General features: G+C 29.0%; 25 protein-coding genes. 14 read left to right on the top strand and 11 right to left on the bottom strand.

Features of this window, described 5'->3' with window-relative positions; all coding sequences use genetic code 11:
• Positions 1-78: 78 nt before the first annotated feature.
• Complete coding sequence (msrB, locus tag GQ540_RS02220; protein ID WP_291796686.1) at positions 79-480, top strand: peptide-methionine (R)-S-oxide reductase MsrB; 402 nt, start codon at positions 79-81, stop codon at positions 478-480.
• A gap of 61 nt (positions 481-541) precedes the next feature.
• Here msrB and ppk2 (GQ540_RS02215) read toward each other — a convergent pair whose 3' ends face one another.
• From ppk2 (GQ540_RS02215) to GQ540_RS02170, 10 genes are all read right to left on the bottom strand, one after another.
• Positions 542-1,333 carry a polyphosphate kinase 2 gene (gene ppk2 / locus GQ540_RS02215; RefSeq protein WP_291796683.1) on the bottom strand — a complete coding sequence of 264 codons (792 nt, stop codon included), beginning with the start codon at positions 1,331-1,333 and terminating at the stop codon, positions 542-544.
• 2 nt (positions 1,334-1,335) lie between these two features.
• Positions 1,336-2,193, bottom strand: a complete 858-nt coding sequence (gene ppk2, locus GQ540_RS02210; protein ID WP_291796678.1) for a polyphosphate kinase 2 — start codon at positions 2,191-2,193, stop codon at positions 1,336-1,338.
• Positions 2,194-2,196: 3 nt separating this feature from the next.
• Complete coding sequence (locus tag GQ540_RS02205) at positions 2,197-2,919, bottom strand: sulfite exporter TauE/SafE family protein (protein WP_291796677.1); 723 nt, start codon at positions 2,917-2,919, stop codon at positions 2,197-2,199.
• 1 nt (position 2,920) lies between these two features.
• Positions 2,921-3,373: a FixH family protein gene (locus GQ540_RS02200; RefSeq protein WP_291796672.1), complete on the bottom strand. Its 453-nt coding sequence runs from the start codon at positions 3,371-3,373 to the stop codon at positions 2,921-2,923.
• A complete protein-coding gene (ccoG, locus tag GQ540_RS02195) occupies positions 3,374-4,789 on the bottom strand; it encodes a cytochrome c oxidase accessory protein CcoG (RefSeq protein WP_291796670.1) in 1,416 nt (471 codons plus the stop codon).
• Between the two features lie 175 nt (positions 4,790-4,964).
• Positions 4,965-5,621 (bottom strand): cbb3-type cytochrome c oxidase N-terminal domain-containing protein, encoded by a 657-nt coding sequence (locus tag GQ540_RS02190; RefSeq protein ID WP_291796667.1) that lies wholly within the window; start codon positions 5,619-5,621, stop codon positions 4,965-4,967.
• On the bottom strand, positions 5,614-5,808 hold the full coding sequence (locus GQ540_RS02185) for a CcoQ/FixQ family Cbb3-type cytochrome c oxidase assembly chaperone (protein WP_291796664.1): 195 nt from the start codon (positions 5,806-5,808) through the stop codon (positions 5,614-5,616). The genes GQ540_RS02190 and GQ540_RS02185 overlap by 8 nt, the downstream gene beginning before the upstream one ends.
• A 6-nt stretch (positions 5,809-5,814) precedes the next feature.
• The gene (gene ccoN / locus GQ540_RS02180) at positions 5,815-7,983 is read right to left on the bottom strand and encodes a cytochrome-c oxidase, cbb3-type subunit I (RefSeq protein ID WP_291796661.1); all 2,169 of its coding nucleotides are present in this window, start codon (positions 7,981-7,983) and stop codon (positions 5,815-5,817) included.
• Positions 7,984-8,007: 24 nt separating this feature from the next.
• A complete protein-coding gene (gene ccoS, locus GQ540_RS02175; protein ID WP_291796658.1) occupies positions 8,008-8,181 on the bottom strand; it encodes a cbb3-type cytochrome oxidase assembly protein CcoS in 174 nt (57 codons plus the stop codon).
• 108 nt (positions 8,182-8,289) lie between these two features.
• Positions 8,290-10,659: a heavy metal translocating P-type ATPase metal-binding domain-containing protein gene (locus GQ540_RS02170; protein ID WP_291796655.1), complete on the bottom strand. Its 2,370-nt coding sequence runs from the start codon at positions 10,657-10,659 to the stop codon at positions 8,290-8,292.
• A 113-nt stretch (positions 10,660-10,772) separates the two neighbouring features.
• Here GQ540_RS02170 and GQ540_RS02165 point away from each other — a divergent pair, with 113 nt between their 5' ends.
• The 9 genes from GQ540_RS02165 (at position 10,773) to GQ540_RS02125 (ending at position 19,640) form a co-directional block, all read left to right on the top strand.
• The gene (locus GQ540_RS02165) at positions 10,773-11,459 is read left to right on the top strand and encodes a Crp/Fnr family transcriptional regulator (protein ID WP_291796652.1); all 687 of its coding nucleotides are present in this window, start codon (positions 10,773-10,775) and stop codon (positions 11,457-11,459) included.
• A 186-nt stretch (positions 11,460-11,645) separates the two neighbouring features.
• Positions 11,646-12,278, top strand: a complete 633-nt coding sequence (locus GQ540_RS02160) for a peroxiredoxin (RefSeq protein WP_291796649.1) — start codon at positions 11,646-11,648, stop codon at positions 12,276-12,278.
• Between the two features lie 94 nt (positions 12,279-12,372).
• Entirely contained in the window at positions 12,373-12,870 is a 498-nt protein-coding gene (gene tpx, locus GQ540_RS02155) for a thiol peroxidase (protein ID WP_291796646.1), read from the top strand.
• 27 nt (positions 12,871-12,897) lie between these two features.
• The gene (locus GQ540_RS02150) at positions 12,898-13,242 is read left to right on the top strand and encodes a diacylglycerol kinase (RefSeq protein ID WP_291796643.1); all 345 of its coding nucleotides are present in this window, start codon (positions 12,898-12,900) and stop codon (positions 13,240-13,242) included.
• Between the two features lie 52 nt (positions 13,243-13,294).
• Entirely contained in the window at positions 13,295-15,634 is a 2,340-nt protein-coding gene (locus GQ540_RS02145) for a DNA translocase FtsK (protein WP_291796640.1), read from the top strand.
• 19 nt (positions 15,635-15,653) lie between these two features.
• Positions 15,654-16,307 carry an outer membrane lipoprotein carrier protein LolA gene (locus GQ540_RS02140; RefSeq protein ID WP_291796637.1) on the top strand — a complete coding sequence of 218 codons (654 nt, stop codon included), beginning with the start codon at positions 15,654-15,656 and terminating at the stop codon, positions 16,305-16,307.
• Between the two features lie 5 nt (positions 16,308-16,312).
• Positions 16,313-17,761, top strand: coding sequence for an LptF/LptG family permease (locus GQ540_RS02135; RefSeq protein WP_291796634.1), 1,449 nt, complete (start codon positions 16,313-16,315; stop codon positions 17,759-17,761).
• Between the two features lies 1 nt (position 17,762).
• Positions 17,763-18,905, top strand: a complete 1,143-nt coding sequence (gene ribB, locus GQ540_RS02130; protein WP_291796631.1) for a 3,4-dihydroxy-2-butanone-4-phosphate synthase — start codon at positions 17,763-17,765, stop codon at positions 18,903-18,905.
• Between the two features lie 15 nt (positions 18,906-18,920).
• On the top strand, positions 18,921-19,640 hold the full coding sequence (locus GQ540_RS02125) for a DUF4369 domain-containing protein (RefSeq protein WP_291796628.1): 720 nt from the start codon (positions 18,921-18,923) through the stop codon (positions 19,638-19,640).
• Here the strand turns inward: GQ540_RS02125 and pepE are convergent.
• Positions 19,632-20,339: a dipeptidase PepE gene (gene pepE, locus GQ540_RS02120; RefSeq protein WP_291796625.1), complete on the bottom strand. Its 708-nt coding sequence runs from the start codon at positions 20,337-20,339 to the stop codon at positions 19,632-19,634. The genes GQ540_RS02125 and pepE overlap by 9 nt on opposite strands.
• 135 nt (positions 20,340-20,474) lie before the next feature.
• On the opposite strand from pepE, the gene GQ540_RS02115 reads away from it, so the two are divergent.
• The 4 genes from GQ540_RS02115 to GQ540_RS02100 form a co-directional block, all read left to right on the top strand.
• Complete coding sequence (locus tag GQ540_RS02115; protein WP_291796622.1) at positions 20,475-21,242, top strand: hypothetical protein; 768 nt, start codon at positions 20,475-20,477, stop codon at positions 21,240-21,242.
• Positions 21,243-21,306: 64 nt separating this feature from the next.
• Positions 21,307-21,804 (top strand): DUF6702 family protein, encoded by a 498-nt coding sequence (locus GQ540_RS02110; protein WP_291796619.1) that lies wholly within the window; start codon positions 21,307-21,309, stop codon positions 21,802-21,804.
• Between the two features lie 65 nt (positions 21,805-21,869).
• Positions 21,870-24,131, top strand: a complete 2,262-nt coding sequence (locus GQ540_RS02105; protein ID WP_291796616.1) for a M1 family metallopeptidase — start codon at positions 21,870-21,872, stop codon at positions 24,129-24,131.
• An 85-nt stretch (positions 24,132-24,216) separates the two neighbouring features.
• On the top strand, positions 24,217-25,883 hold a 1,667-nt coding region (locus tag GQ540_RS02100), incomplete at its 3' end, for a M1 family metallopeptidase (protein WP_291796613.1).

Here is a 25,883-nt window from a genome sequence, read left to right as displayed (position 1 = left end):
ACAATGAAAATATTAGTTACAATTCTATTCTTAACAACTACTTTTCTAAGTTATTCACAAGAAAAAACAAACAAAAAAATGAATAAAAAAGTTATAAAAACAGAAGCTGAATGGAAAAATGAGTTAACACCTCAGCAATACTATGTACTTAGACAAAAAGGGACAGATGCTCCAAGTGAAGATGGTTTAACTTCTCATTTTGAAAAAGGAACTTATCACTGCGCAGCTTGTAATACTCAATTATTTGAATCAAATAGTAAATTTGAATCTCATTGCGGCTGGCCTTCATTTGATGATTCAATAAAAGGAACTATTAACTATGTACAAGATAAATCTCACGGAATGATTAGAATCGAAATAGTTTGCGCTACGTGCGATAGCCATTTAGGTCATATATTTAATGATGGACCCAAAGAAACAACTGGTCAACGTTATTGTGTAAATACTACTTCTATAAAATTTGTGAAAGAAGTTAACTAAAAAGTTAAATTAATCTTAGTAAATATTTAAAATAAAAAGCCTCAAATCTGAGGTTTTTATTTTAAACTTCTCTGTTTTTATCGTAAGGAATGCTCTCTAAAATAGTGTTAATTGCAGAGACCCTAGCAAATGTTTTACGGTTTGCTCTTATAATTTTCCAAGCAACAGTACCTTCTTTTGTTTTCGCAAACATTTTATTTTTATATTCTGTATAAACATCCCATAATTCTTGTGCTCTTCCATCAACAGCAGTCATTTTCCATTGTTTTAGAGGATTACTTTTAATATCATCAAAACGCTTTGCTTGTTCTTTTTTTGAAATAGACATGTACATTTTTACTAAACGAATACCCGATTCGGTAATCATTCTTTCAAAATCATTCACTTGATTCATAAACACCTCATGCTCTTCATTTGTACAAAAACCATTTACTGGCTCTACAACAGCTCTATTATACCAACTTCTATCAAAAAAAACTAATTCTCCAGCTTTTGGAAATTGCTTTACATACCGTTGAAAATACCACTGTGATTTTTCATCTTCTGTTGGCTTTGGCAATGCTACAATTCGTAAATGACGAGGGTTCATTCTTTCAGTAATTCGTCTAATTGCGCCACCTTTTCCTGCAGCATCACGCCCTTCAAAAATCACAATTATACGTTCATTCTCAGCAATTGCCCAAGATTGTAATCTTATCAATTCAACCTGCAATTTTTTTAATTTTTTTTCATACTTAACGTATCTAACAGCTTTTTCTAAATTATAAGGATCTTTAGATAGTAATGCTGTTAAACCCTTATTAGAATTAAGAATTTTAGTATCTTCTTCCGTCAATATGTATTCTTCATGCATACTTAATCAATTTGGTTTGATGAACGATAATATCTCATAATTATATTTGGATCAGGGAAAAGTGTTGTTAAAGCTTCATCTTTTCCATCATAATCAAATTGAGATAAAACATACCTAATACACTCTAAACGAGCAATTTTTTTATCGTTTGCTCTAACTGTAATCCAAGGGCTATAACTTGTATGTGTTTTACTAAACATTTGCTCTTTAAAATGACTATACTTATCCCACAATTCTTGTCCTTTTTTATCAACCGGACTAAACTTCCAACGTTTTAACGGTGTTTCTAAACGAGCATTAAATCTTTCTAACTGTTCGTCTTTTGAAATTGAAAACCAAAATTTAATTAAAACCATTCCGTCTTCATACAACATGTGTTCAAATTCTGGTACTTGTACCATAAATTTATCATACTGAGTTTCAGTACAAAACCCCATTACAGGCTCAACTACTGCTCTATTATACCAACTTCTATCAAAAAATACAATTTCTCCTGGATTCGGTAATTTTCTAATATAACGTCTAAAATACCATTGCCCTTGCTCAACTTCAGTAGGTTTATTTAGTGCAACCAACCTCATAGAACGTGGGTTTAAATGTTCTGTGAAACGTCTAATATTTCCACCTTTACCCGCAGCATCACGTCCTTCAAAAACAATTGCTACACGTTTATTGTTTTCTGATATCCAATGCTGAAGTTTTACCAATTCAATTTGTAAACGGCGTAATTCCTCTTCATAAAATAATTTTTTATGTACTTTATCAATATCAATATTCTTTTGCTTAATTGTTTGCAAAAGTTCATTATTTGAAGTTATCTGATTAAAATCTTCAAGAGTTAATTTTGAAGTTTCTTCCATAAATTATTCTTTATTTTCTATGGTTATACACGTATCTGGATTGTTAGATATTTGCAATTTTGCGTCTGATGGTGAAATATAAGGAATTCCTAAACCTAATCCTCGCAAAATAAATAATAATCCTATAATAACCACAAAAACTGGTATTACTTTTTGAATTTTTTTTCGAACTGATAAAGTTACAAAATTACCTAATAAAACTGCTGAAGTCATTAAAGGAGTTGTTCCTAACCCAAATAACGCCATATATAATGCTCCTTCAATAGAATTTCCTGTTGAAATTGAACCAATTAAAGCCATATATACCAAACCACAAGGTAAAAATCCATTAAAAAATCCTATTAAAAATAATGCTTTGTTAGACTTTTTAGTTAAGTAAAAGCCTAACTTACGCTTTACTTTTCCAATAATTGCGTATAAAGGTTTTGAAAAATTATACTTATTAAATATTGATATTGGAATAAACACTATTACAATCATAACAACGCCTGTTAAAACGGATAAACGTTGCTGAAACCCTGCTAAATATAATCCTTTTCCAATAAAACCGAATATAATTCCAATTATAGAATAACTTAATATTCTACCTAAATGATATAAAAATGTTTGAAATATAAGGGATGATTTAGAGTCTCTATTTACTGGTAATATAAATGCAATTGGACCACACATACCAACACAGTGAAAACCACCTGCCAACCCTAAAAGAAGTCCTGTCCAGAGCATATTAATACATTAATTTATTTTTAAATAAATAATTAGTCTCACCAACTGACCATTCAATTTTTATATTCCATCTTCCTTCAACAAGTTTCTCATCTTTAATCAAATAATCATTAGTTGTTAATTCAATAGGAATTTTAAAATCAATTTTATCGTTTGAAAGTCTTTGAAATGCTATTGTTCCTTTAATTTTTGCAGGAGTAAATTCTAAAGGAAAACTAATTAATAAGCCTGAAGCTGTTTTTTTATAGGTAATATTTTGTGCCAATTTTGCAGCATTATCTAGTTTATCTATTTCTTGTTGATAGTTTAACTCATCTTTATAATAATCTTCTGACACCAAATGATGATCGTATGCAGGCACAAATGTTGCCTTATAAACAAAAGATAGTATAAATATTACAAAAGCTGTAATTGCAATAACAATACCTGTTGGCCAACTAATTTTTAACTTCATTTAATTATGTTTTAAAGGTCCCATAAAATTAGTAGTTGTTGTTTCTATCAATTTTCCGTTGGAGTAAATCCCTATGTTTAAATTTTCTTTTGATGAACTTAAGTCTTTTTTATTAATTTCTATAAATAAAGTACCTGATTGTAGTGCTTGCTTTTTAACTTTAAGATACCCACCAACCACTTCTACTGTTCCTTTGTGAGATATTAACTTAATTTCTACATTCTCAATATCTTCAGTAGTTTTATTTATTAATTTAACGGTATAAATATTTTTTATTGCAGCTCCGCTAGTTTGAAATGTTTGACCAGGTAATCTTAATACTGTGGCTTCCACATCGTTTCTTAAAAATAATAACGTTACAAGCGCCACTACTAAAATTGTTAATATTGCTGAATATGCAATTAAACGAGCATTGAATTTAAATTTTTCTTTTTTCTCTATATCATCTTCTGAAGCATAACGAATTAAACCTTTGTCAAAACCAGATTTATCCATTATATCATCACAAGCATCAATACAAGCAGTGCAATTTATACATTCTAACTGTGTTCCGTTTCTAATATCAATCCCTGTTGGGCAAACTTGTACACATTGTTTACAATCTATACAATCTCCGTGGCCTAAATCTTCTCTGTTTTCGTCTTTTCTTAATTTTTTTCTTCCACTTTCATTTTCTCCTCTAACAAAATCATAGGCTACATTAATTGATTTATTATCTAAAAGCGCACCTTGCAACCTACCGTATGGACAAACTATAATGCATACTTGCTCTCTAAACCAAGCAAATACGAAATAAAATACGGCTGTAAATACTAAAAGTTTAACTAACGTTCCAATATGATTAACTGGACCTTCTATTATATATCCTAGAACCTCATCTGAACCAATAATATAAGCTAAAAACACATTTGATATTATGAATGAAATTAAGAAAAAAGAAAACCATTTTAACAATCGTTTTCTAATTTTTTCAGTATCCCATTGTTGCTTATCTAACTTAATTTGTTTAGACCTATCACCTTCAATTAAGTACTCTACTTTTCTAAAAACCATTTCCATAAAAATAGTTTGGGGGCACATCCATCCACAAAATATTCTTCCAAAAATAACCGTAAATAAAATTATAAATACTACACTTACTAATAATGATATTACCAACAAATAGAAGTCTTGCGGCCAAAATGGAAAACCAAAAATGTGAAATTTTCGTTCTAAAACATTAAATAGCAAAAATTGATTTCCCTTTATTTTTATAAAAGGTGAAGCAAGCATAAAGGCTAATAATAACCAACTTACATATGTTCTATACGTATAAAATTTACCTTTAGGTTTTTTTGGGTATATAAAATTACGTTTACCGCTATCATCAATCGTCCCTATTGAATCTCTAAAAACTTCTTTATTATCTGTACTCATATTGAATTTAAAAAGGCTATTTTTTGATTTTTTTCACTTGCAAATCTATGGTTAATTAATTAACTCAAAAGACACAAAAGTGACAAAAATCATAAAAGAGCCTAATTACTATTATCTAAAAAAATAAAAACATAGCACTCACTAAAGTGCTATGTTTTAAACTTAAATAGTTATTTTATTCTTCTACTACTTCTGGAAAAATAATATCTCCTTCAGCTGCTTTTGGATTAGCAGGTGTAGTACCTTGCATTGAAATAATGTAACTAGATATTTGAATTCTTTCTTCTCTAGTTATTGTACTTTCCCAAGCAATCATTCCTTTTCCTGGTCTACCACCATTAGTAATTGTATTAAAAAGAGATTTTACATCACCTCCTAATATCCAAGCATTATCGGTTAAGTTTGGTCCAATACTTCCTCCTAAATCATTTAAATGACAAGCAAAACAGGTTTTGGTTGTAAACAATTCTTTACCTTTTGCTAGATTTTCTTCATCAGTAAAAGCTACAATATTATCTGTATTAAATAAATCTGGGTTTTCAGCTTTATAGGCCTCTACTTCTGCTTTACCCTTAGCTACTTCAGCTGCATACTCTTTAGCTTGACTATATTTTTCTGAATTATAAAATACTTGTGTATAATAAAATACGCTCATTGCAATGGTAATATAAAAACCATACAACCACCAAGGTGGTAAAACGTTGTCTAATTCTTTAATTCCATCATAATCATGGTCTAACATGATATCTTCTTCGGTTCCTAATTCGTGAGCTTTGGTCATAGATTTCATAAATCTTTTCCAACCCGATATGTTCTCTGACTTTTTATTCATGATTAATTTCTTTATTATTATCTGTATCTAATGGCAGTTGGCTTACTATATCTATTTTACTTTTTGGCAGCTTTATAACAAAGTATAGCATTGTTACAAAAACTATAAAGAAAAGTAGTAATGAAATTATTGGATATATTTCAACCCCGTCAATACCTGATAAATTATGTTTAATAAATTTTAACATACAAACTTATTTTAGTGCTGTTTTATTTCCTTTAATATCAGTCCCTAAACGTTGTAAATAAGCAATTAAAGCAACAATCTCTTTATTTTGAATATTACTTGAACCATAGTTTGCAACAAACTCAGGGTCTTGTCTTAAATTACCTTCAATTTCTTTAGCCTGTGCTACTAATTTTTCTTTAGCACCACTAATTTCTTCATCAGTATATGGAACACCTAATTTAGCTAAAGCAGCCATTTTATCTTCCAAATTTGAAGCGTTTAAATCGTCTTTAATTAACCATGAATAACGTGGCATAATTGAACCTGGTGATGTTGAACGTGGATCTAACATATGATTAAAATGCCAGTTGTCGTTATATTTCCCACCAATTCTATGCACATCTGGCCCAGTTCTACGTGACCCCCACAAGAATGGAAAATCATACACAAATTCACCTGCTTTAGAGTATTCACCATAACGCTCAACTTCAGAACGGAAAGGGCGAATCATTTGAGAGTGACAGTTGTTACAACCTTCACGAATATATATATCTCTACCTTCTAATTCTAATGGAGTATAAGGTTTTACACTTTCAATTTTTGTTACATTAGAATCTACCAATATTAATGGTACTATTTCAACTAAACCTCCAATTAAAATTGCAACTGTAGTTAATATTGTAAATAAAACTGTTCTTCTTTCTAACCAAGTATGCCATCCTTCACCTGCAATTCTTTGTCCGCTAATTTTTTTCAACGGCATAGCTTCTGCTAATTCATCTTCAACAGTTGAGCCTGCTTTTGCAGTTTTAATAACATTTATTGCTAATAAGATAAAACCTGTTAAATACAAGGTACCTCCTATTGCACGCATTGCATACATTGGTAATACCTGAGTTACTGTTTCTAAGAAGTTTCCATAAACTAACGTACCATCAGGATTAAAATCTTTCCACATTAATGCTTGCATAAACCCAGCAATGTATAATGGAATTGCATAAAATAAAATACCAATTGTTCCTAACCAAAAATGTGTATTGGCTAATTTTTTAGAATATAATGGTGTTTTCCATAATTTTTCTGCTAACCAATAAACAATACCAGCAACCATAAACCCGTTCCAAGCTAAAGCACCAATATGTACGTGACCAACAATCCAATCTGTATAATGACCAATTGCATTTACATTTTTAAATGATAACATTGGTCCTTCAAACGTTGCCATACCATAACCGGTAATAGCCACAACAAAGAACTTTAAAACTGGGTTTTCACGAACTTTATCCCAAGCACCACGTAAAGTAAGTAAACCGTTAATCATACCACCCCAAGATGGAAAAATTAACATTATAGAAAATACTGTACCTAAATTTTGAGCCCATTCAGGTAAAGCTGTATATAATAAATGGTGAGGCCCAGCCCAAATATATAAGAAAATTAATGTCCAAAAGTGAATGATAGATAATCTATAAGAGTAAACCGGTCTATTAGCAACTTTAGGAACAAAATAATACATTAAACCTAAAACTGGTGTTGTTAAGAAAAATGCTACTGCATTGTGACCGTACCACCATTGTATTAATGCATCTTGCACACCTGAATATACCGAATAACTTTTAAATGCAGTTACTGGCATTTCTAAATTATTAAATATGTAAAGAACTGCAATTGTAATTAATGTAGCTATATAGAACCATATTGCTACATAAATATGACGTTGTCTTCTTTTTAAAATGGTCCCAATTAAGTTTATTCCAAAAACAACCCAAATTAAAACTACGGCAATATCAATTGGCCATTCTAATTCTGCATATTCTTTAGAAGAATTATAACCTAATGGCAATGTAATTGCAGCGGCTACAATTATAGCTTGCCAACCCCAAAAATGAATTCTACTTAAAACGTCATTAAACATTCTTGCTTTTAGCAATCTTTGTGTTGAATAATAAACTCCTAAAAAGATTCCATTTCCAACAAAAGCAAAAATAACTGCATTGGTATGCAATGGACGTAAACGACCAAAACTTAACCATGAAATAGCATTTTCTGCACCTGCAAATTCTAATAATCCTGGGAAAATAAAAAGTAACGCTACTAGTAGCCCTACTAACATACCTACAACTCCCCAAAGAATTGTAGCCCAAAGAAACATTTTTACGATTTTATTGTCATAATAAAACTGTTCTTTCTCCATACTTGTTTGATTAATTATTAATTATTATTTAGTTGATTTTTCTTTTTTCTCTGTAACTAATTCATCATCAAATAACATTCTAACCGATGGTGTATAAGTATCTTCATACTGACCAGATTTTACTGATTTGATAAATGCTATGAAAAATAAAACGGCTACAATAATACTAACGCCCATTGTTATGTAAACTACCTCCATTTTTAGTTACTAGTTTTTTTTGATTTGGCACAAAAATATATTTTCTTCATTAAAAAAGAATCATTATATCGCATAAATTTAGACTTTTTTATCTTTTATGCAAAAAAATTAAATCTTTTTGGAAATCCAGTTTGTTAATATTGTAACAAAAACTACAATTGTAATTGAACTTAACGGCATTAAAATAGCAGCAACAACAGGTGTTAACTGCCCTGTTAAAGCAAAGTACATGCCTATAACATTGTAAAAAAATGATAACACAAAACTTGCTTTAATAATTGAAATTGTTTTAGTTGCCAATGTTAAAAACTTAGGTAAATTGTTAAAAAGTTTTGCATCTAAAATAGCGTCACAAGCTGGTGAAAACACATTTACATCTTCTGAAATAGCAATTCCAACATTACTTTGTGCTAAAGCACCTGCGTCATTTAAACCATCACCAATCATCATTACTTTATTACCTTTTTGCTGAATATTTTTTACAAACTCTAATTTACTCTCTGGGTTTTGATTAAATTTATACTGAATATTTTTAGGTAATAATTGTTCTAAATATTCTTTCTCTCCATCATTATCACCTGATAGGATTACTAGATTATATTTTTCAGCTAAACTTTGAAAAACTTCTTTTGTTCCTTCTCTATAACTATTCTTAAAAATATAACATCCTTTTAAATTGTTATTAATTTTTATATGAATTGATGTTTCATTAGTTTCTAATAAATTTGATTCAACAAAGTTTGAAGATCCTAATTTTATTTCAATATTATTAATTGTTGCATTAATTCCTTTCCCTAATATTTCTTCAAAAAAGGTTGGTTTTTCAATAGAAGCTTCACCTTTAATAAATTTATAAAGAGACCTGCTTAAAGGGTGATTAGATGCTCTTAAAACACTTTTTATTATGGATAACTCTTCTACAGAAATCTTTTCACCTTTATAAAATAATTGAGTTTTACTATTAGATGTTATGGTACCTGTTTTATCAAAAATAATAGTGTTTATCTTTGACATGTTTTCAATAGTTTCAGCGTTTTTTAAATAGAATTTTTTATATCCAAAAATTCGAAGCATGTTTCCAATTGCAAAAGGTGCAGATAAAGCCAACGCGCACGGGCAAGCAATAATAAGTACTGCTGTAACAACATTAATTGCCATTGATGCATTGTAAAAATACCAAAAAACACCCGCAAAAAATGCTATAAATAAAATAGCTATTGTAAAGTATTTACTAATTGAATCTGTAATTGTTTTAATTGTAACTTCATTCTTCTTATTAAACACATCATTACTCCATAATTGCGTTAAATAACTTTGAGAAATGGTATTAATAACTTCAACTTCAATAGCGCCTGCTGTTTGTTTTCCTCCGGCGAATAACTTATCTCCAGATTGTTTAACTACAGGAGCAGATTCTCCAGTAACAAAACTATAATCAATTGCTGCATTACCATTAATTAAAATACTATCTACAGGTATTAATTCTTCATTTCTAATTAATAATCGGTCTCCTTTTTCAATATCTTTTACTGCAATACTTTTTTCAATTCCATCAACTATTCTTGTAACTGCTATTGGAAAATACGATTTATAATCACGTTCAAAAGATAAAAAATCGTAAGTCTTTTTTTGAAAAAATTTACCTAATAATAAAAAGAAAACAAGTCCGGATAAACTATCAAAAAAGCCTGAACCAATGTCTAACGATATTTCTATAGTACTTCTAAGAAACAATACCGAAATTCCAATAGCAATTGGAACATCAATATTTAATATTTTATGTTTCAATCCTTTATACGCAGAAATAAAATAATCTTTGGCTGAGTAAAACACTACGGGAAGCGCCATTGTAAACATTAACCATCTAAACAATGGCTTATATTTTTCCAGCCAAAACTCATCTACATCAAAATATTCTGGAAAAGATAACAACATAATATTTCCAAAAGCAAAAGCGGCAATTGAAACTTGGTACAATAATTTATTATCTATTTTATTTTTTTTAGCATCAGCATCATCTAAACTTATATAAGGCTCATATCCTATTGAGGTTATTAATTCAACCAATTGCTTTAAATTAGTTGTATTATTTTTAAAAGTAACTCTAACTGTTTTTAATGGAAAATTAACCATTGAAGTTGCTACTCCATCATTTAATTTATTCAAATTTTCTAACACCCAAATACACGAACTACAATGTATGCTTGGAATATAAAATTCTATTACAGATGTACTTCCATCATTAAACTCTAATAATTTAGCAACAATATCTTCATTTTCTAAATAATTATATTTCCCTTCAATTTCTTTTGGAATTGTTCCTGGAGTAGATTCTAAATCGTAATAACAACTTAATTCATTTGTATTTAGAATTTCAAAAACTGTTTTACAACCATTACAACAAAAATCTTTTTCATTAAAGTGAATTGGTTTTTTACCACAATCTGCCCCACAATGATAACAATCCTTTATACTCATATAACTTTTAATATTTGGGACAAAACTATTCATTTATTATTTTATGAAAATGATAAATATCATTTATTTTTGTACATTTGCTGCCAATTACTACTACTTTTAAACTTAAATGTATGTCGAAATGCGAACAGTGTATTATTAAGCGCTTTAATGCTTTAAAAAGTTTGACACATGATGAATTGGTGAAATTTTCAGATCATAAGACAACGCTTCATATTAAAAAAGGCGAAAATTTAATGACTGAAGGTAACGCAATTAATGGTTTATATTGTATTAGGGATGGAAAAGGCAAATTAACAAAGCTTAGTACAAATGGCAAAGAACAAATTATAAAATTTGTTAAAGGTGGTGATATTTTAGGTCAACGATCTATACTAAGTGACGAGCCAGTTGGTTTAAATGCTACAGCTTTAGAAGATATGCACGTTTGTTTTATTCCTAAACAAGATATTATAGATACAATTAAAGATAATGGGCAATTTTCATTAAATATTATGAAAATTATTTCTCATCAGTTAAACCAAGCAAATACATTAGTTTCTCAAATGGCTCAAAAACCAGTAAAAGAGAGATTAGCTGAAACTTTAATCACTTTAGAAATGATTTTTGGGATTGACAATGAAGGGTGTATTGATGTAGTTTTAACAAGAGAAGAAATTGCAAATACAATTGGTACTGCTACAGAATCTGCAATTAGATTATTATCTAACTTAAAAAAAGATGGTGTTATTGACTTAATAAATAAGAAAATACTTATTTTAGATAAAAGTGCGCTTAAAAACATGTCTGAAGGTTATTAATAAGTATCCTTAAAATTATTACTTCAATTTACTAATTATAAGAGTTTAAAAGCTCTCCTTAGTTATTTATCATAAATAAAATCTATTTCATAATAAAATTTTAAAATTAACATTATTTTAAAATTTTATTTAATAATGTACATTTGTACTATTAAAATTAATAATCATAAATAAAAAATTATAAGAATGGCTGTATTAGTTGGAAAAAAAGCACCAAAATTTAGTGCACAAGCGGTAGTAAACGGAATAGAATTTACTGAAAACTACTCTTTAGATCAATTTGAAGGAAATAAATATGTTATATTATTCTTTTATCCAAAAGATTTTACATTTGTTTGCCCAACTGAATTATTTGCATTTCAAGAAAAAATAGCAGAATTTGAAAAAAGAAACGTTCAATTGGTTGCTGTATCTACAGATACTGAACAATCTCACTGGGGATGGTTACAAATGCCAAAAGCACAAGGAGGAATTCAAGGAGTTACTTACCCATTAGTTGCAGATACTAATAAAACTATTTCTAAAAATTATGATGTTTTAGCTGGAGATTATTTTTATGATGACAACGATCAATTACAAGCTAGCGGAGAATTAATTGCATACCGTGGTTTATTTTTAATTGATAAAGAAGGAATTGTACGTCACCAAATTGTAAATGACTTACCACTTGGCAGAAATGTTGATGAAGCTTTAAGAATGGTTGATGCATTACAATTTACTGAAGAACACGGTGAAGCTTGTCCTGCAAACTGGAATTCAGAAAAAGAAGGATTAAAAGCAACGCACGAAGGTGTTGCTGATTATTTATCGAAACACTAACAAAAATCAAATATATTTTTAAAAACTCTCGAATTAATTCGAGAGTTTTTAGTTTTTAACCTAACTTTGAAACTTATAATTATAAAAATTTATTATGGCTAAAATAACATTAAAAGGAAATCCATTTAAAACTGTAGGTAATTTACCTAAACTAGGTAAAAAAGCTCCAAAATTCTCATTAATAAAAGCTGATTTATCAAAAGCAAAATTAAAAGATTTTAAAGGGTCTAAATTAATTTTAAATATATTCCCTAGTTTAGATACAGGTACTTGTGCAGCTTCAGTTAGAAGATTTAATGAAGAAGCAAGTAAATTAGAAAACACAAAAGTATTGTGTATTTCAAGAGATTTACCGTTTGCTCAAGCTCGTTTTTGTGGTGCTGAAGGATTAGAAAATGTTATTACTTTATCAGATTTTTCTAAAGGTAAATTTGGAAAATCTTATGGATTAACAATTAAAGATGGACCATTAGCTAACTTGCATTCTAGAGCAATTGTAATTTTAAATGAAGAAGGAGAAGTAACTTACACTGAACAAGTTTCTGAAATTGTTGATGAACCTAATTACGAAGCAGCTTTAAAAGCACTTTAACTTATGAATACTGAAAGTAATTTTTTAATGAACCGCATTAAATCTGTAAAGTATGCAGCTAAAGGGTTTTGGATTTTAATTACTTCTGAAAATAGTATTATTGCACAAGTTATTATTGGTGTTCTTATGACCATTTTTGGCTTTATAATGCATATTTCTGCTACCGAATGGATGTTCCAAATTTTTTCTATTGGACTAGTTTTGGTAGCAGAATCATTAAATACGGGAATTGAAAAACTTGCCGACTTTATTCATCCTGATTATCATAAACAAATAGGTAGAGTTAAAGATATTTCTGCTGGCGCTGCCTTTTTTGCTGCAATATTTGCTGTAATTATTGGTTTAATTATCTACATTCCTAAATTTACCTAGGAATTTAATCTCAATCACATAAATTTTATATTTTTGTGAGACACTAAAGTAAATGGCAAAAAAAAGTAAAACAACTACAAAAGCAGCAACAAAAAAGCGTTTAAAAAAAACAAACTCCTTTTTTGAAAGTAGACAAACCCAAACTATAATTGGTTTGTTTATAGCCTTGTTTTCTATATTCTTATTTACCTCATTTATATCATACTTATTTAATTGGCAACAAGATCAAAGTCAGCTTTCAAATTTTACTGATAAAAACACTTCAGTAAAAAATTTATTAGGTAAAATTGGTGCAAGTATTAGTCATTTTTTTATTTATAAAAACTTTGGAATTGCTGCATTGTACTTACCTATTCTATTATTTTTATCGGGTGTTTCAATCACTTTCAAAGGAAGTGCAAAAAATGTTAGAAAAAACTGGGTTTGGGGTATTTTAGGAATTATTTTGTTTTCAATTACATTTGGTTTTTTTGCACATAAAAACTCATTATTAGCAGGAGTAATTGGTTTTGAATTAAATATTTATTTACAACAATTTTTAGGAAAAACTGGGTTAATTTTAGCAATCACCTTTTTATTTGCATCCTACTTAGTTATTCGTTTTAAGTTTACACCTGAAGCAATTAAAAACAGTTTACCTTCTTTCAAAAAAAAGAAAACTTCAGAAATTAATAGTGTTGAAGAAAGTTCATCAACTGAAACAAAGGCTACTTTTGATTTACCACTTGAAACAAAACTTCCTTCTGAAGAAATAATTAATGAACCTAAATTAAAAACTATACCTGCTGATAAAGATGAGATTATTGATGTTTCAATTGATGTAGATAAAATTATTGATGAAAATCATGTGAACGAAAATTTATCTGATAAATTAGTAGCTGATTTTGGTGAATTTGATCCAACATTAGAGTTAAGTAATTATAAATTTCCAACACTAAATTTATTAAGAGATTATAACGAAAGTATTTCTGTAGATCAAGAAGAATTAGAACTACATAAAAATAGAATTGTTGAAACTTTAAATAACTATAATATAGGGATTGACCGTATAAAAGCTACAGTTGGACCAACAGTTACATTATATGAAATTGTTCCAGAAGCAGGTATTAGAATTTCAAAAATTAAAAATTTAGAAGATGACATTGCCTTATCGCTGTCGGCAATGGGAATTAGAATTATTGCTCCAATTCCGGGTAAAGGTACTATTGGTATTGAAGTTCCAAATAAAAACCCTACAATGGTTTCAATGAAATCGGTTATTTCTTCAACCAAATTTCAGAAATCAGAAATGGAATTACCTATTGCTTTAGGTAAAACAATCTCAAACGAAACTTTTGTAATAGACCTAGCAAAAATGCCTCATTTATTAATGGCAGGTGCAACAGGTCAAGGAAAATCGGTTGGTTTAAATGCTGTATTAACTTCATTATTATATAAAAAACACCCAGCTGAAGTTAAATTTGTATTAGTTGATCCTAAAAAGGTTGAATTAACATTATTCAATAAAATTGAACGTCATTATTTAGCAAAATTGCCAGATACTGAAGAAGCAATAATTACAGATACTACAAAAGTTGTAAATACTTTAAATTCATTATGTCTTGAAATGGATGCACGTTATGATTTGTTAAAATTAGCAATGGTGCGTAATATTAAAGAGTACAATGTAAAATTTAAAGCTCGAAAATTAAATCCAAATGATGGACACAAATTTTTACCATACATTGTATTAGTTATTGATGAATTTGCTGATTTAATAATGACCGCCGGTAAAGAAATTGAAACTCCAATTGCACGTTTAGCACAACTAGCAAGAGCTATTGGTATTCATTTAATTGTTGCAACTCAGCGTCCATCTGTAAATGTAATTACAGGTATTATTAAAGCAAATTTCCCTGCAAGAGCAGCTTTTAGAGTAACCTCAAAAATAGATTCAAGAACTATACTTGATGGTCAAGGTGCTGACCAATTAATTGGTAGAGGTGATATGCTTTTTTCAGGAGGAAATGATGTAATTCGTTTACAATGTGCTTTTGTAGATACACCTGAAATTGAAAAAATAACCGATTTTATTGGTTCACAAAGAGCTTACCCTGATGCTTACTTATTACCTGAATATAGCGGTGAAGAAGTTGGCACAAGTCTTGATATAAATATTAGCGAAAGAGATGTATTGTTTAGAGATGCTGCACTTGTAATAGTTCATGCGCAACAAGGATCTGCTTCTTTGTTACAACGAAAATTAAAATTAGGTTATAATAGAGCCGGTAGATTAATTGACCAATTAGAAGCAGCTGGTATTGTTGGACAATTTGAAGGAAGCAAAGCCAGACAAGTATTAGTGCCTGATGAAATGGCTTTAAATCAATTATTAGATAACGAACCAACATAGTTTAAAAGAACGTGATAGAATGAAAAAACTAGTCTTATTTTTAACAGTACTTTTTTTAAGTATTTCAACTTATAGTCAAAATTCAAACGAAGCCAAAAGCTTGTTAGATGAAGTGGCAAATAAAGTTGAAACTTATAAAAACATATATATTGAATTTAATCATAAATTTGATAATTCAGAAGCTGAAATTCACCAAGAAACAAGAGGTAGTGTTACTTTAAAAGGGGATTTGTACCACCTAAATTATATGGGTACCGAACAACTTTTTGATGGCAACAAAGTTTATTTAATTATTCATGAAGATGAAGAAATTATTATCCAAAAACCTTCAGAAAACGAAGAAGAAACATTAACACCTTCAAAAATGTTTTCGTTTTATAAAAATGGTTACACCTACAAAATGGGTGAATTAAAAAATATAAAAGGTATTAAAATACAATATGTAAAGCTAACACCTATTGATAGCAATTCTGAAATTATTAGCGTACTTATTGGAATAGACATTAAAACTAAACATATTTATAATGTAATTGAAACTGGCGCAAACAGTACTATTACAACACTTGAAGTAAGAACTTTCAAAACAAATCAACCTATATCAGAAAAGCTTTTTATCTTTGACACACCAAAATACAGAGATCAAAAAAAATACACCATTTCTGAACCAAAATAATAGTGTTGAAAATATTTGACAAATACATTTTAAAAAGTTTTATAGAACCTTTGTTGGCTACATTTTTTGTAGTGCTTTTTGTTTTAGTTATGCAATCACTTTGGCTAGCTTTTGATGAAATTGCAGGAAAGGGAATTGACATATTTTTTATACTTAAATTTTTAGGCTATTTAGCGCTAATGCTTACACCTACAGCATTACCAATAGGTATATTATTATCATCAATAATGGCTATGGGTAACTTGTCTGAAAACTATGAAATGGCTGCAATTAAATCGGCTGGTATTTCATTAAAAAGAGTGATAAGACCATTAATTATTTTAACATTATTTATAAGCGCATTAAACTTTGTATTTCTAAATAATATATATCCTTGGGCTACATTAAAGCAAAAGAATTTATATTTAAATATGAAAAAGAAAAAACCAGCTTTAGCGTTGGTTCCAGGTGCTTTTAATACTGAAATACCTGGGTATAGTATAAAGTTTGAAGAAAAATACGGTGAAGAAGAAAATTTACTAAAAAATGTTCAAATATCAGATTTAAGTGCTGCCAAAGGAAAAATAAAAGTAATTACGGCCGAAAAAGGAATAATTTCTACCAGTGAAGGTAGTAAATACATGACTTTAACTTTAGAAAACGGTAATTACTATGAAGAGCATGTAACCAAATCTATGAAGCCAGATGAAAGAGCTAAAATGCCAGCTTCTAATGCAACTTTTAAAAAATACACTATAAATATTGATATTTCTTCTTTTAGTGATGACGATAAGTTAGACGATGAAAGAGTAAAATCCCATCATGGAATGTTAAGTATTGTTCAGCTAGATTCTACTTCTAGAAAAACAAAAGAAAACTACGATGTGTATGTAGCTAATAGAGCTAGTTATTTTTACAACATTATAGAAGCTAAAAAGTTATATAAATATCATGATTCATTAATTGATGATAAATTAGATGCAGATATACTTCAAAATTTTAATACTAAAAATAAAACTATTGTTTTAAACGAATCTCTACAGCTCCTAAAAAGAACTATTGACCGCAATGGAAGTCAGAAAAAGGGATTTAAAGACAAGAGAAAATTATTGAATCTCTATGACCATGAAATTAGTTACAGAATTTCATTTGCTCTAGCTTGTTTAGTTCTATTCTTTATTGGTGCCCCATTAGGTTCAATTGTTAGAAAAGGAGGTTTTGGGTTACCAATGATATTAGCCATTTCTGTATTTGTAATCTACTTTTTCATATCAAAATTAGGTGGTAACTTATCTGAAGAAAGTGTAATTTCAGCTTTATTTGGGAGTTGGCTCTCAACCTTAATTTTATTGCCTTTTGGCATTTTACTAACAAGAAGAGCAACAAAAGGAATGGGTATTTTTAACATAGATTCCGTATTTTCAAATTTTCAAAAATTTTTTAAAAGGTTTATCAAAACAACCAACAACACATAAAATGAAAAGTAATACAAATAACATTCAACTAAATACAATTCAAGAAGCCATTGAAGACATTAAAAATGGTAAAATGATTATTGTTGTTGATGATGAAGATAGAGAAAACGAAGGCGATTTTATTGCAGCTGCTGAATGTGTTACACCTGAAATGATTAATTTCATGGCAAAACACGGTAGAGGTTTAATTTGCGCTCCTTTAACTGAAACTCGTTGTGAAGAATTAGATTTACCACTTATGGTAAATAAAAATACGGTATTGCATAATACACAATTTACTGTTTCTATAGATTTAATTGGTAATGGTTGTACTACTGGTATTTCAGCTCAAGACAGATCAAAAACAATAAAAGCTTTAACTTCAAAAAGTACAAAACCTGATGATTTTGGAAGACCTGGTCATATTTTTCCTTTAAGAGCAAAAGAAGGTGGTGTTTTAAGAAGAACTGGGCATACAGAAGCTTCAATAGATTTAGCACGATTAGCTGGTTTTCAACCATCGGGTATTTTGGTTGAAATTTTAAATGAAGATGGTACAATGGCTCGTTTGCCACAATTATTAGAAGTTGCTAAAAAGTTTGATTTAAAAATTATTTCAATTGAAGCTTTAGTTGCGTATCGTATGAAATATGATTCGCTAATTTATAAAGTTGAAGATTTTACCATGCAAACTCGTTTTGGTGAATTTAGATTAAGAGCCTATAAACAAACCACAAATAATCAAGTTCATTTAGCCTTAACAAAAGGTTCTTGGAGTGAAGATGAATCAGTGATGGTTCGTGTAAACTCATCATTAATTAATAATGATATTATTAGACTTTTAACCAATAAACCTGATGATACTTTCTCTAAAATTTTTAAAATGATTGATGAAGAAGGCAAAGGTGCAGTTGTATTTATTAGTCAAGAAAACCAATCTTTTAACTTAATAAATCGTTTATCACTTTTAAAAGAAGCTCAAAAAGAAACAGAAAATAAAGTCCCACAAATAAAACCAGATGATAAAGATTTTGGTATTGGCGCACAAATTTTACACGATTTAGAAATTAGTAAAATTAAAGTTTTGTCAAATGCATCATCAGTTACTAAACGAATTGGTATGACTGGTTACGGACTTGAAATTGTTGAATATTTGAATTATTAATTAGCAAATTTTAAAATGAAACGGGTTTTTTTACTAAGCTTTTTAGCCTTCTTACTTGTTTCATGTAAAAAAAACAGTGCAGAAATTAAACAAACTAATAACCAAATTTTAAAAACGTTTAATAGTTTTGAAATTAAAGGAACGTTAGAGAATTTTTACCCTGAAAAAGTTTATTTAAACAAAATAATTGGAGATTCTTTTTATGAAATAGATTCTAGTATTATTGAAAATAATAATTTTTTATTTAAAGGAATTGTAGATTTTCCAGAACGATTTGCCTTAACTTATCAAAATTATTCTTCCGCATCAATTTTAATTATTGAAAATACATCTTTTAATGTTTTTATAAGTTCAGATGCTATAAATGACCCATTAATAAATGGCTCTCAACTTAATAATGAATTAAACGAATATAAAATAGCTTCTAAAAATATTTTTAAAAAAATAGATTATTTATTTCCTCAATTTCAAAAAGCAAGGCTTGAAAATGACGCTAATGAATTGAAGAAAATTGGAAGTGAAATAAAAAATATTGAAACAGATTTTACTAAATTCAGTTATAATTTTATATTTAAACACAAAAACTCATATGTATCAGCAATGATATTGAGGGATCTTTTAAAATCAACAACTGTTGATACTCTTCAGATTAAAGAAACGTATAAAACACTATCATTAGAAGTTAAAAATTCTCCTGACGCACAATTAGTAGCTTCATTTTTAGATTTACATTAAAAAACTAAAATCGGTTTCAGACGGCAATTCTAAAGCTGCCTTATTTTGCTGAAATAAACGAGCGTTAAAACCTCCTTTTAAAGTTATTTTATTTCCTTTAAACAACAACCAACTTCCTTCTCTTAAGCCTAAAACGGGTGTTTTATTTATAGTATGATATTCATTAATACGGGTTTCTCTTGTTTCACCCATATGTGTAGAATTTGTATCTGGATCTAAATAATGACAATTCAAATTAAAATTTAAAAACTTAAATGTATCAAAACTTGGCGGATATATTATAGGCATATCATTCGTGTTTTGCATAGTTACACCAGTAATAACACTCCCTGCACTTGTTCCAAAATATGGCACACCATTTTCAACAACATTTTTTATTGTTGATATTAGTTTATTAGCATACAGCTGTTTTGTTAACAAGAAAGTATTACCACCACCAACAAAAATTGCCTTTGCAAGATTAACTGCTTCAATTGGGTTTTTAAATTGATGAATGCCTTTTAATTTAATATTAATTTTTTCAAATCCGCTTTGTGCTCTGCTTGTATACTCGTCATGTGTAAGTCCGCTTGGTCTTGCGTACGGAATAAATAAAATTTCTTGAATTCCTTTAAAAAAAACTGATAGTTCAGGTAACATATATTCTAAATATCCTTTTCCATGAACCGTTGAAGTGCTTGCTATAAATAGTTTTTTCATTAAAATTAAGTTTTATCAAATATACAAATTTTCAATCTTTAACATAAGTTTACCAATACATTAATACAGTTTTAAGATTTCAATATCGTAATTTGTTTTAATGAATTTAAGATTAACCAACTTACTTCTTTTGCTATGAAATTAAAAATTCTATATTTTGTTTTAGTATTTATATTCTTAAAAACAAACGCTCAACAACAAAGAATACAACTTGAAGGAACTGTAAAATACAATTCCATGTATTTACCTGATATTAATATCTCAAATAAAATGACACTCTTAGGTGGAGCCAGTGATAAAAATGGGAGTTTTACCATTTTAGCCATGGAAGGTGATTCTATTTTATTTTCATCACTTGTATACACAAATAGAAATATTATAATTTCAAAAACGCATTTAAAATCTAAAAAAATAACAATTTATTTAGAACCCGATTATTATCAGTTAGAAGAAGTAATGTTAGCAAAAAAAATATTTTTAGATTGGAGCAAAGCAGCAGTTACCAAAGGTACAATTCTTCGCACTGATAAAATTTCAAATAACAAACCACCAAATGCACGTAAATTAACCGACCCAAATGCTAATGCTGGTGGCTTAAACCCAATTGCTTTATTTATGATGCTAACAAAAAAATCTCGTTTAAAAAGAAAAGCAAGAAAGTTAGATCAAAAACTAGAACTTGAAAAAAGTAAAAAGCTTAGAGCTGAATTTTCTACTAAAATTAAAAATGAATATGATGCAACTTTTTTTAGCGACGTATTACATATTTCCGTAGAGAATATCTATTTATTTTTAGATTATTGTGAAGGAAATGGTTTGCTAGATTTCTATAAAAGTGAAGAAATTGTTATTAAAAACTTCTTAATAAAACAATCTAAAGAGTTTAAATTAATTCAGAAATAATAATTTACATTAAATATGTGTCCTTTAAAATGCTTTTTGTTTATTAGCCATAAAATAAATTTGAATGAATCTTAGAAAATATTTATATATCCTTTTTTTTATTCCGTTAGTTGCATTTACTATGCACAAATACTACATAAGTTTATGTGAAATTGAACATAATGAAGAACAAAATACGCTTCAGATAACAGTTGGTCTTTTTATTGATGATCTTGAGTTTACACTTAATAAAAATCATAAAAAAACACTTAACCTAGCAACAAAACAAGAAGTTGAAAATATTGACGAATATTATCAATCATATCTAAACAAACACTTTAAAATTACAGTAAATAATAGCTTAAAACCTTATATATATATTGGAAAAGAATATGATGATGATATTGTTCGTTTTTACTTAGAAATAACCAATATTGAGAAAATAAAATCTATAGAAATTATTAATAATTTCCTTTTTAAAGATTTTAAAGATCAACAAAATATTGTTAAAATAAAAGCAAACAAAATTCATAAAACATTTTATTTAACAGCTAAAAATGATAAAGGTTTGTTAAATTTTTAAGCAACTACACTTTATCTTACTTAAAATAATTAATTTTCAAAACATTTTTCACAAATTAACTACCCATGAAAAAAATATTCATTTTAGCAATTTCAATTGCATGCATATCAACATCGTTTTATGCCCAAGAAGTAAAACCAGGACAAAAATCACATTACAATACTAGTAAATTTAAGCAGCTAAAAGACAAGTTGCCAACACCAAACAAACAGCACACTGCTTCTGGTGCTCCTGGTTATGAATACACCCAGCAACAAGTTGATTATAGAATGAACATTATTTTAGATGAAAAAAATAATAAACTTTTTGGTGAAGAAACTATTACATATCACAATAATTCTAAAGATAATTTAGACTATTTATGGGTGCAACTAGATCAAAATATGCGTGCTCCAAATTCAAAAACTAACGAAATAAAAGGTGGTGGCCCAGATGCTTTATATTCTCCTTCAAAATTTACAAAACAATTTATGGGAAAACCTTTTCAAGGAGGTTTTAATATTGAATATATTACAGATGCTTCAGGTAATGACTTACATTATATGATAAACAACACTATGATGCGTGTTGATTTAACTATACCTTTAGCTTCAGGTGAAAAATTTATATTCAATATAAAATGGTGGTATAATATTAACGATTACACATCAATAAGAGGTAGATCTGGTTACGAACCATTTCCTGATGGAAATAACTTATACATTATTGCTCAATTTTTCCCTCGTTTAGCGGTGTATAATAACGTTGAAGGATGGCAGAATATGCAGTTTTGGGGACGAAGTGAGTTTGCTTTAGAATTTGGAAATTATGAAGTTTCAATTACAACACCTAAAGATCATATTTTAAATGGAACTGGTGTAATTCAAAACCCTAAAGATGTATTTACAAACAAACAATATAAAAGGTACGTTGAAGCAAACACTTCTTATAATAATCCTGTATTTATTGTAACTCCTGAAGAAGCACTTGAAGCAGAAAAAGGGCAATCTAATAAAACAAAAACTTGGAAAATATATGCTGAAAATGTTCGTGATTTTGCATTTGCAAGTTCGCGTAAATTAATTTGGGACGCTATGGCTGTTAAATTAAATGATAAAACTGTAATGGCATATTCATTATATCCTAATGAGGGAAATCCGCTTTGGGAAGAACATTCAACAAGAGTTGTAGCTAATACTTTAAAAATCTATTCAGAACATACATTTGATTATCCATATCCGCATGCAACATCGGTTAATGCAAAACGTCAAGGAATGGAATATCCTATGATTTGCTGGAATTATGGAAGGCCAAATACAAATGGAAAATATTCTGAAAGAACAAAAAAAGGTATGATTGGTGTTGTAACGCATGAAGTTGGTCATAACTTTTTTCCTATGATTGTAAATTCAGATGAACGTCAATGGACTTGGATGGATGAAGGTTTAAATTCTTTTATTGAAATTTTAGCTGAATACAAATACGATTCAGAATTATTCCCAATGAAAAGCACCGCTAAAGATATTACTAGATATATGTCTGGAGATCAAAGTAAACTTTCCCCAATTATGTCTCAAGGTGGTACAGTTTTAAATTTCGGATCAAATGCTTATGCAAAACCTGCTGCTGCTTTATATATTTTAAGACAAACCATTATGGGACCTGAGCTATTTGACTACGCTTTTAAAACGTATTCAAAACGCTGGGCTTTTAAACATCCTACTCCTGCAGATTTTTTTAGAACTATGGAAGATGCTTCTGCAATGGATTTAGATTGGTTTTGGAGAGGTTGGTTTTATACTACTGGAAATACTGATATTGGTATAAAAGAAGTTAAAAAATTCTATGTAACAGATAAACCAACTGAACGTGCTAAAAACATGGCAAAAGCTTACGGAATTACTGTGGATCAATTACCACCTTCTTTATATTTAGTTTCTGAAGACAGCAAAGAATTCAATAAAAATTTGAAAAAGAAAAAACCTGAGGATTACAATTTATTAAGCGATTATGTTGAACAAAACTTTACTTCAGAAGAAAAAGCTACGTTAAAGGCTCCTAAATATTTTTATGAATTAGTTTTTGAAAAACCAGGTGATTTAGTAATGCCAATTATTGTTGAATTTGAATACGAAGATGGCACCAAAGAACGTAAGCAATATCCGGCTGAAATTTGGAGTTTGAATGATAATGAAGTAACAAAAGTCTTCCCATCAAGCAAAGCAATTTCAAAGATTACTGTAGATCCTGATGAACAAACTGCTGATGTAGATTTAACAAACAACAGCTGGCCAAAAAATAAAGAAAATAAGTTTGAGCAATTTAAACGAAACCAAATTAAAGGATAAAAAGTATGACCACTCATTTTGAGTGGTTTTTTCTTTTATAAAATATTACTTACTTTAGAAATCTTAAAAATTAATTAAAACACTTATGAAAAAAATAATATACATTTTAATATCTCTGTTATTTTTAGTTAATATAACTATTGCTCAAGAAGTTGAAAGACAAAAAGGGCATTATAATACCAGTAAATTTAAACAACTTAGCGAAGAACTACCTACTCCCAACAGTCAACACACTGCTTCCGGAGCCCCAGGTTATGAATACACGCAACAACAAGTTGATTATAAAATGGATATTATTTTAGATGATGATAACCAACGGATTTATGGAGAAGAAACTATTACATATCATAATAATTCAACAGATAATTTAGAGTATTTATGGATACAACTAGATCAAAATATGCGTGCTTCAGATTCAAAAACAAACGATATACAAGGTAGTGGTGCAAGTGTATTATACTCTCCTTCAAAGTTTTCAGAAACTTTTATAGAAGACCCTTTTGATGGTGGTTTTAAAATTGAATATGTAAAAAATATTGATGATAGTGATGCATCGTATATAATCAATCAAACAATGATGCGTTTAAATTTAGATGAACCTTTAGTATCAGGCGCAACACATTCGTTTAAAATTAAATGGTGGTATAATATAAACAATCATGTAAGTCAAGGTGGCCGTTCTGGTTTTGAACATTTTCCTTTAGATGGAAACAATAGTTATGTTATTGCTCAATTTTTTCCAAGATTATGTGTGTATGATAATGTTGATGGTTGGCAAAATATGCAGTTTTGGGGACGTAGTGAATTTGCTTTAGAGTTTGGAAATTATGAAGTTTCCATAACTACACCAGCTGATCATATGTTAGGTGCAACAGGTATTCTTACCAATGAAGAAGAAGTTTTAACTAACACACAACAAAAAAGATTAGCTGAAGCAAGAGAAAACTTCAGCGACCCTGTTATTATTGTGACTCAAGATGAAGCAATAAAAGCTGAAAAAAATAAATCTAAAGAAACTAAAACTTGGAAATTCTTTGCCGAAAATGTTAGAGATTATGCCTTTGCCTCATCAAGAAAATTTATTTGGGATGCTATGGCAGTTGATATTAGTGGTAGAACAGTAATGGCCTATTCTTATTATTCAAAAGAAGCAAACCCGTTATATGGTGATCACTCTACAAGAGCTACAGCTCAAACTTTAATTACGTATTCAAAACACACAATTGATTATCCATATCACAAAGCTATCTCAGTTGATGGGCAAATGGGTATGGAATACCCACAAATTTGTTTCAACCCTGGTAGACCAAACCCTGATGGAACATATTCTGACAGAACAAAATATAGAATGATTGGTGTAACTATTCATGAAGTTGGTCATAATTTTTTTCCTATGATTATTAATTCTGATGAGCGCCAATGGACTTGGATGGATGAAGGGTTAAATTCTTTTGTACAAATATTAGCTCAAATTGAATATGAGGATGGTTATCCACTTAGCAGAGGATTGCCTAAAAATATTGTTGGATATATGAAAGGTGATCAATCAAAAATTGTCCCAATAATGACTCAAGGAGATCATCTTTACCAATTTGGAAATAATGCCTATGCGAAACCCGCTGCAGGTCTATGGATGCTAAGAAGCACAATTATGGGTCCTGAACTTTTTGATTACGCTTTTAAAACGTATGCAAAACGTTGGGCTTTTAAACACCCTACTCCTGCTGATTTTTTTAGAACTATGGAAGATGC

Source organism: Lutibacter sp. (genome assembly GCF_013139515.1).
Taxonomy (GTDB): Bacteria; Bacteroidota; Bacteroidia; order Flavobacteriales; family Flavobacteriaceae; genus Lutibacter.
The sequence above is the reverse complement of the archived record's forward strand: the minus strand, read 5'-3'. Positions and strand labels throughout refer to the sequence as shown.

What these genes read in the sequence shown, in the direction of transcription:
- msrB (WP_291796686.1), top strand. Translation starts at nt 79, where the DNA reads ATGAATAAAAAAGTTATAAAAACAGAAGCTGAATGGAAAAATGAGTTA.
- ppk2 (WP_291796683.1), bottom strand. Translation starts at nt 1,333, where the DNA reads ATGCATGAAGAATACATATTGACGGAAGAAGATACTAAAATTCTTAAT.
- ppk2 (WP_291796678.1), bottom strand. Translation starts at nt 2,193, where the DNA reads ATGGAAGAAACTTCAAAATTAACTCTTGAAGATTTTAATCAGATAACT.
- GQ540_RS02205 (WP_291796677.1), bottom strand. Translation starts at nt 2,919, where the DNA reads ATGCTCTGGACAGGACTTCTTTTAGGGTTGGCAGGTGGTTTTCACTGT.
- GQ540_RS02200 (WP_291796672.1), bottom strand. Translation starts at nt 3,373, where the DNA reads ATGAAGTTAAAAATTAGTTGGCCAACAGGTATTGTTATTGCAATTACA.
- ccoG (WP_291796670.1), bottom strand. Translation starts at nt 4,789, where the DNA reads ATGAGTACAGATAATAAAGAAGTTTTTAGAGATTCAATAGGGACGATT.
- GQ540_RS02190 (WP_291796667.1), bottom strand. Translation starts at nt 5,621, where the DNA reads ATGAATAAAAAGTCAGAGAACATATCGGGTTGGAAAAGATTTATGAAA.
- GQ540_RS02185 (WP_291796664.1), bottom strand. Translation starts at nt 5,808, where the DNA reads ATGTTAAAATTTATTAAACATAATTTATCAGGTATTGACGGGGTTGAA.
- ccoN (WP_291796661.1), bottom strand. Translation starts at nt 7,983, where the DNA reads ATGGAGAAAGAACAGTTTTATTATGACAATAAAATCGTAAAAATGTTT.
- ccoS (WP_291796658.1), bottom strand. Translation starts at nt 8,181, where the DNA reads ATGGAGGTAGTTTACATAACAATGGGCGTTAGTATTATTGTAGCCGTT.
- GQ540_RS02170 (WP_291796655.1), bottom strand. Translation starts at nt 10,659, where the DNA reads ATGAGTATAAAGGATTGTTATCATTGTGGGGCAGATTGTGGTAAAAAA.
- GQ540_RS02165 (WP_291796652.1), top strand. Translation starts at nt 10,773, where the DNA reads ATGTCGAAATGCGAACAGTGTATTATTAAGCGCTTTAATGCTTTAAAA.
- GQ540_RS02160 (WP_291796649.1), top strand. Translation starts at nt 11,646, where the DNA reads ATGGCTGTATTAGTTGGAAAAAAAGCACCAAAATTTAGTGCACAAGCG.
- tpx (WP_291796646.1), top strand. Translation starts at nt 12,373, where the DNA reads ATGGCTAAAATAACATTAAAAGGAAATCCATTTAAAACTGTAGGTAAT.
- GQ540_RS02150 (WP_291796643.1), top strand. Translation starts at nt 12,898, where the DNA reads ATGAACCGCATTAAATCTGTAAAGTATGCAGCTAAAGGGTTTTGGATT.
- GQ540_RS02145 (WP_291796640.1), top strand. Translation starts at nt 13,295, where the DNA reads ATGGCAAAAAAAAGTAAAACAACTACAAAAGCAGCAACAAAAAAGCGT.
- GQ540_RS02140 (WP_291796637.1), top strand. Translation starts at nt 15,654, where the DNA reads ATGAAAAAACTAGTCTTATTTTTAACAGTACTTTTTTTAAGTATTTCA.
- ribB (WP_291796631.1), top strand. Translation starts at nt 17,763, where the DNA reads ATGAAAAGTAATACAAATAACATTCAACTAAATACAATTCAAGAAGCC.
- GQ540_RS02125 (WP_291796628.1), top strand. Translation starts at nt 18,921, where the DNA reads ATGAAACGGGTTTTTTTACTAAGCTTTTTAGCCTTCTTACTTGTTTCA.
- pepE (WP_291796625.1), bottom strand. Translation starts at nt 20,339, where the DNA reads ATGAAAAAACTATTTATAGCAAGCACTTCAACGGTTCATGGAAAAGGA.
- GQ540_RS02115 (WP_291796622.1), top strand. Translation starts at nt 20,475, where the DNA reads ATGAAATTAAAAATTCTATATTTTGTTTTAGTATTTATATTCTTAAAA.
- GQ540_RS02110 (WP_291796619.1), top strand. Translation starts at nt 21,307, where the DNA reads ATGAATCTTAGAAAATATTTATATATCCTTTTTTTTATTCCGTTAGTT.
- GQ540_RS02105 (WP_291796616.1), top strand. Translation starts at nt 21,870, where the DNA reads ATGAAAAAAATATTCATTTTAGCAATTTCAATTGCATGCATATCAACA.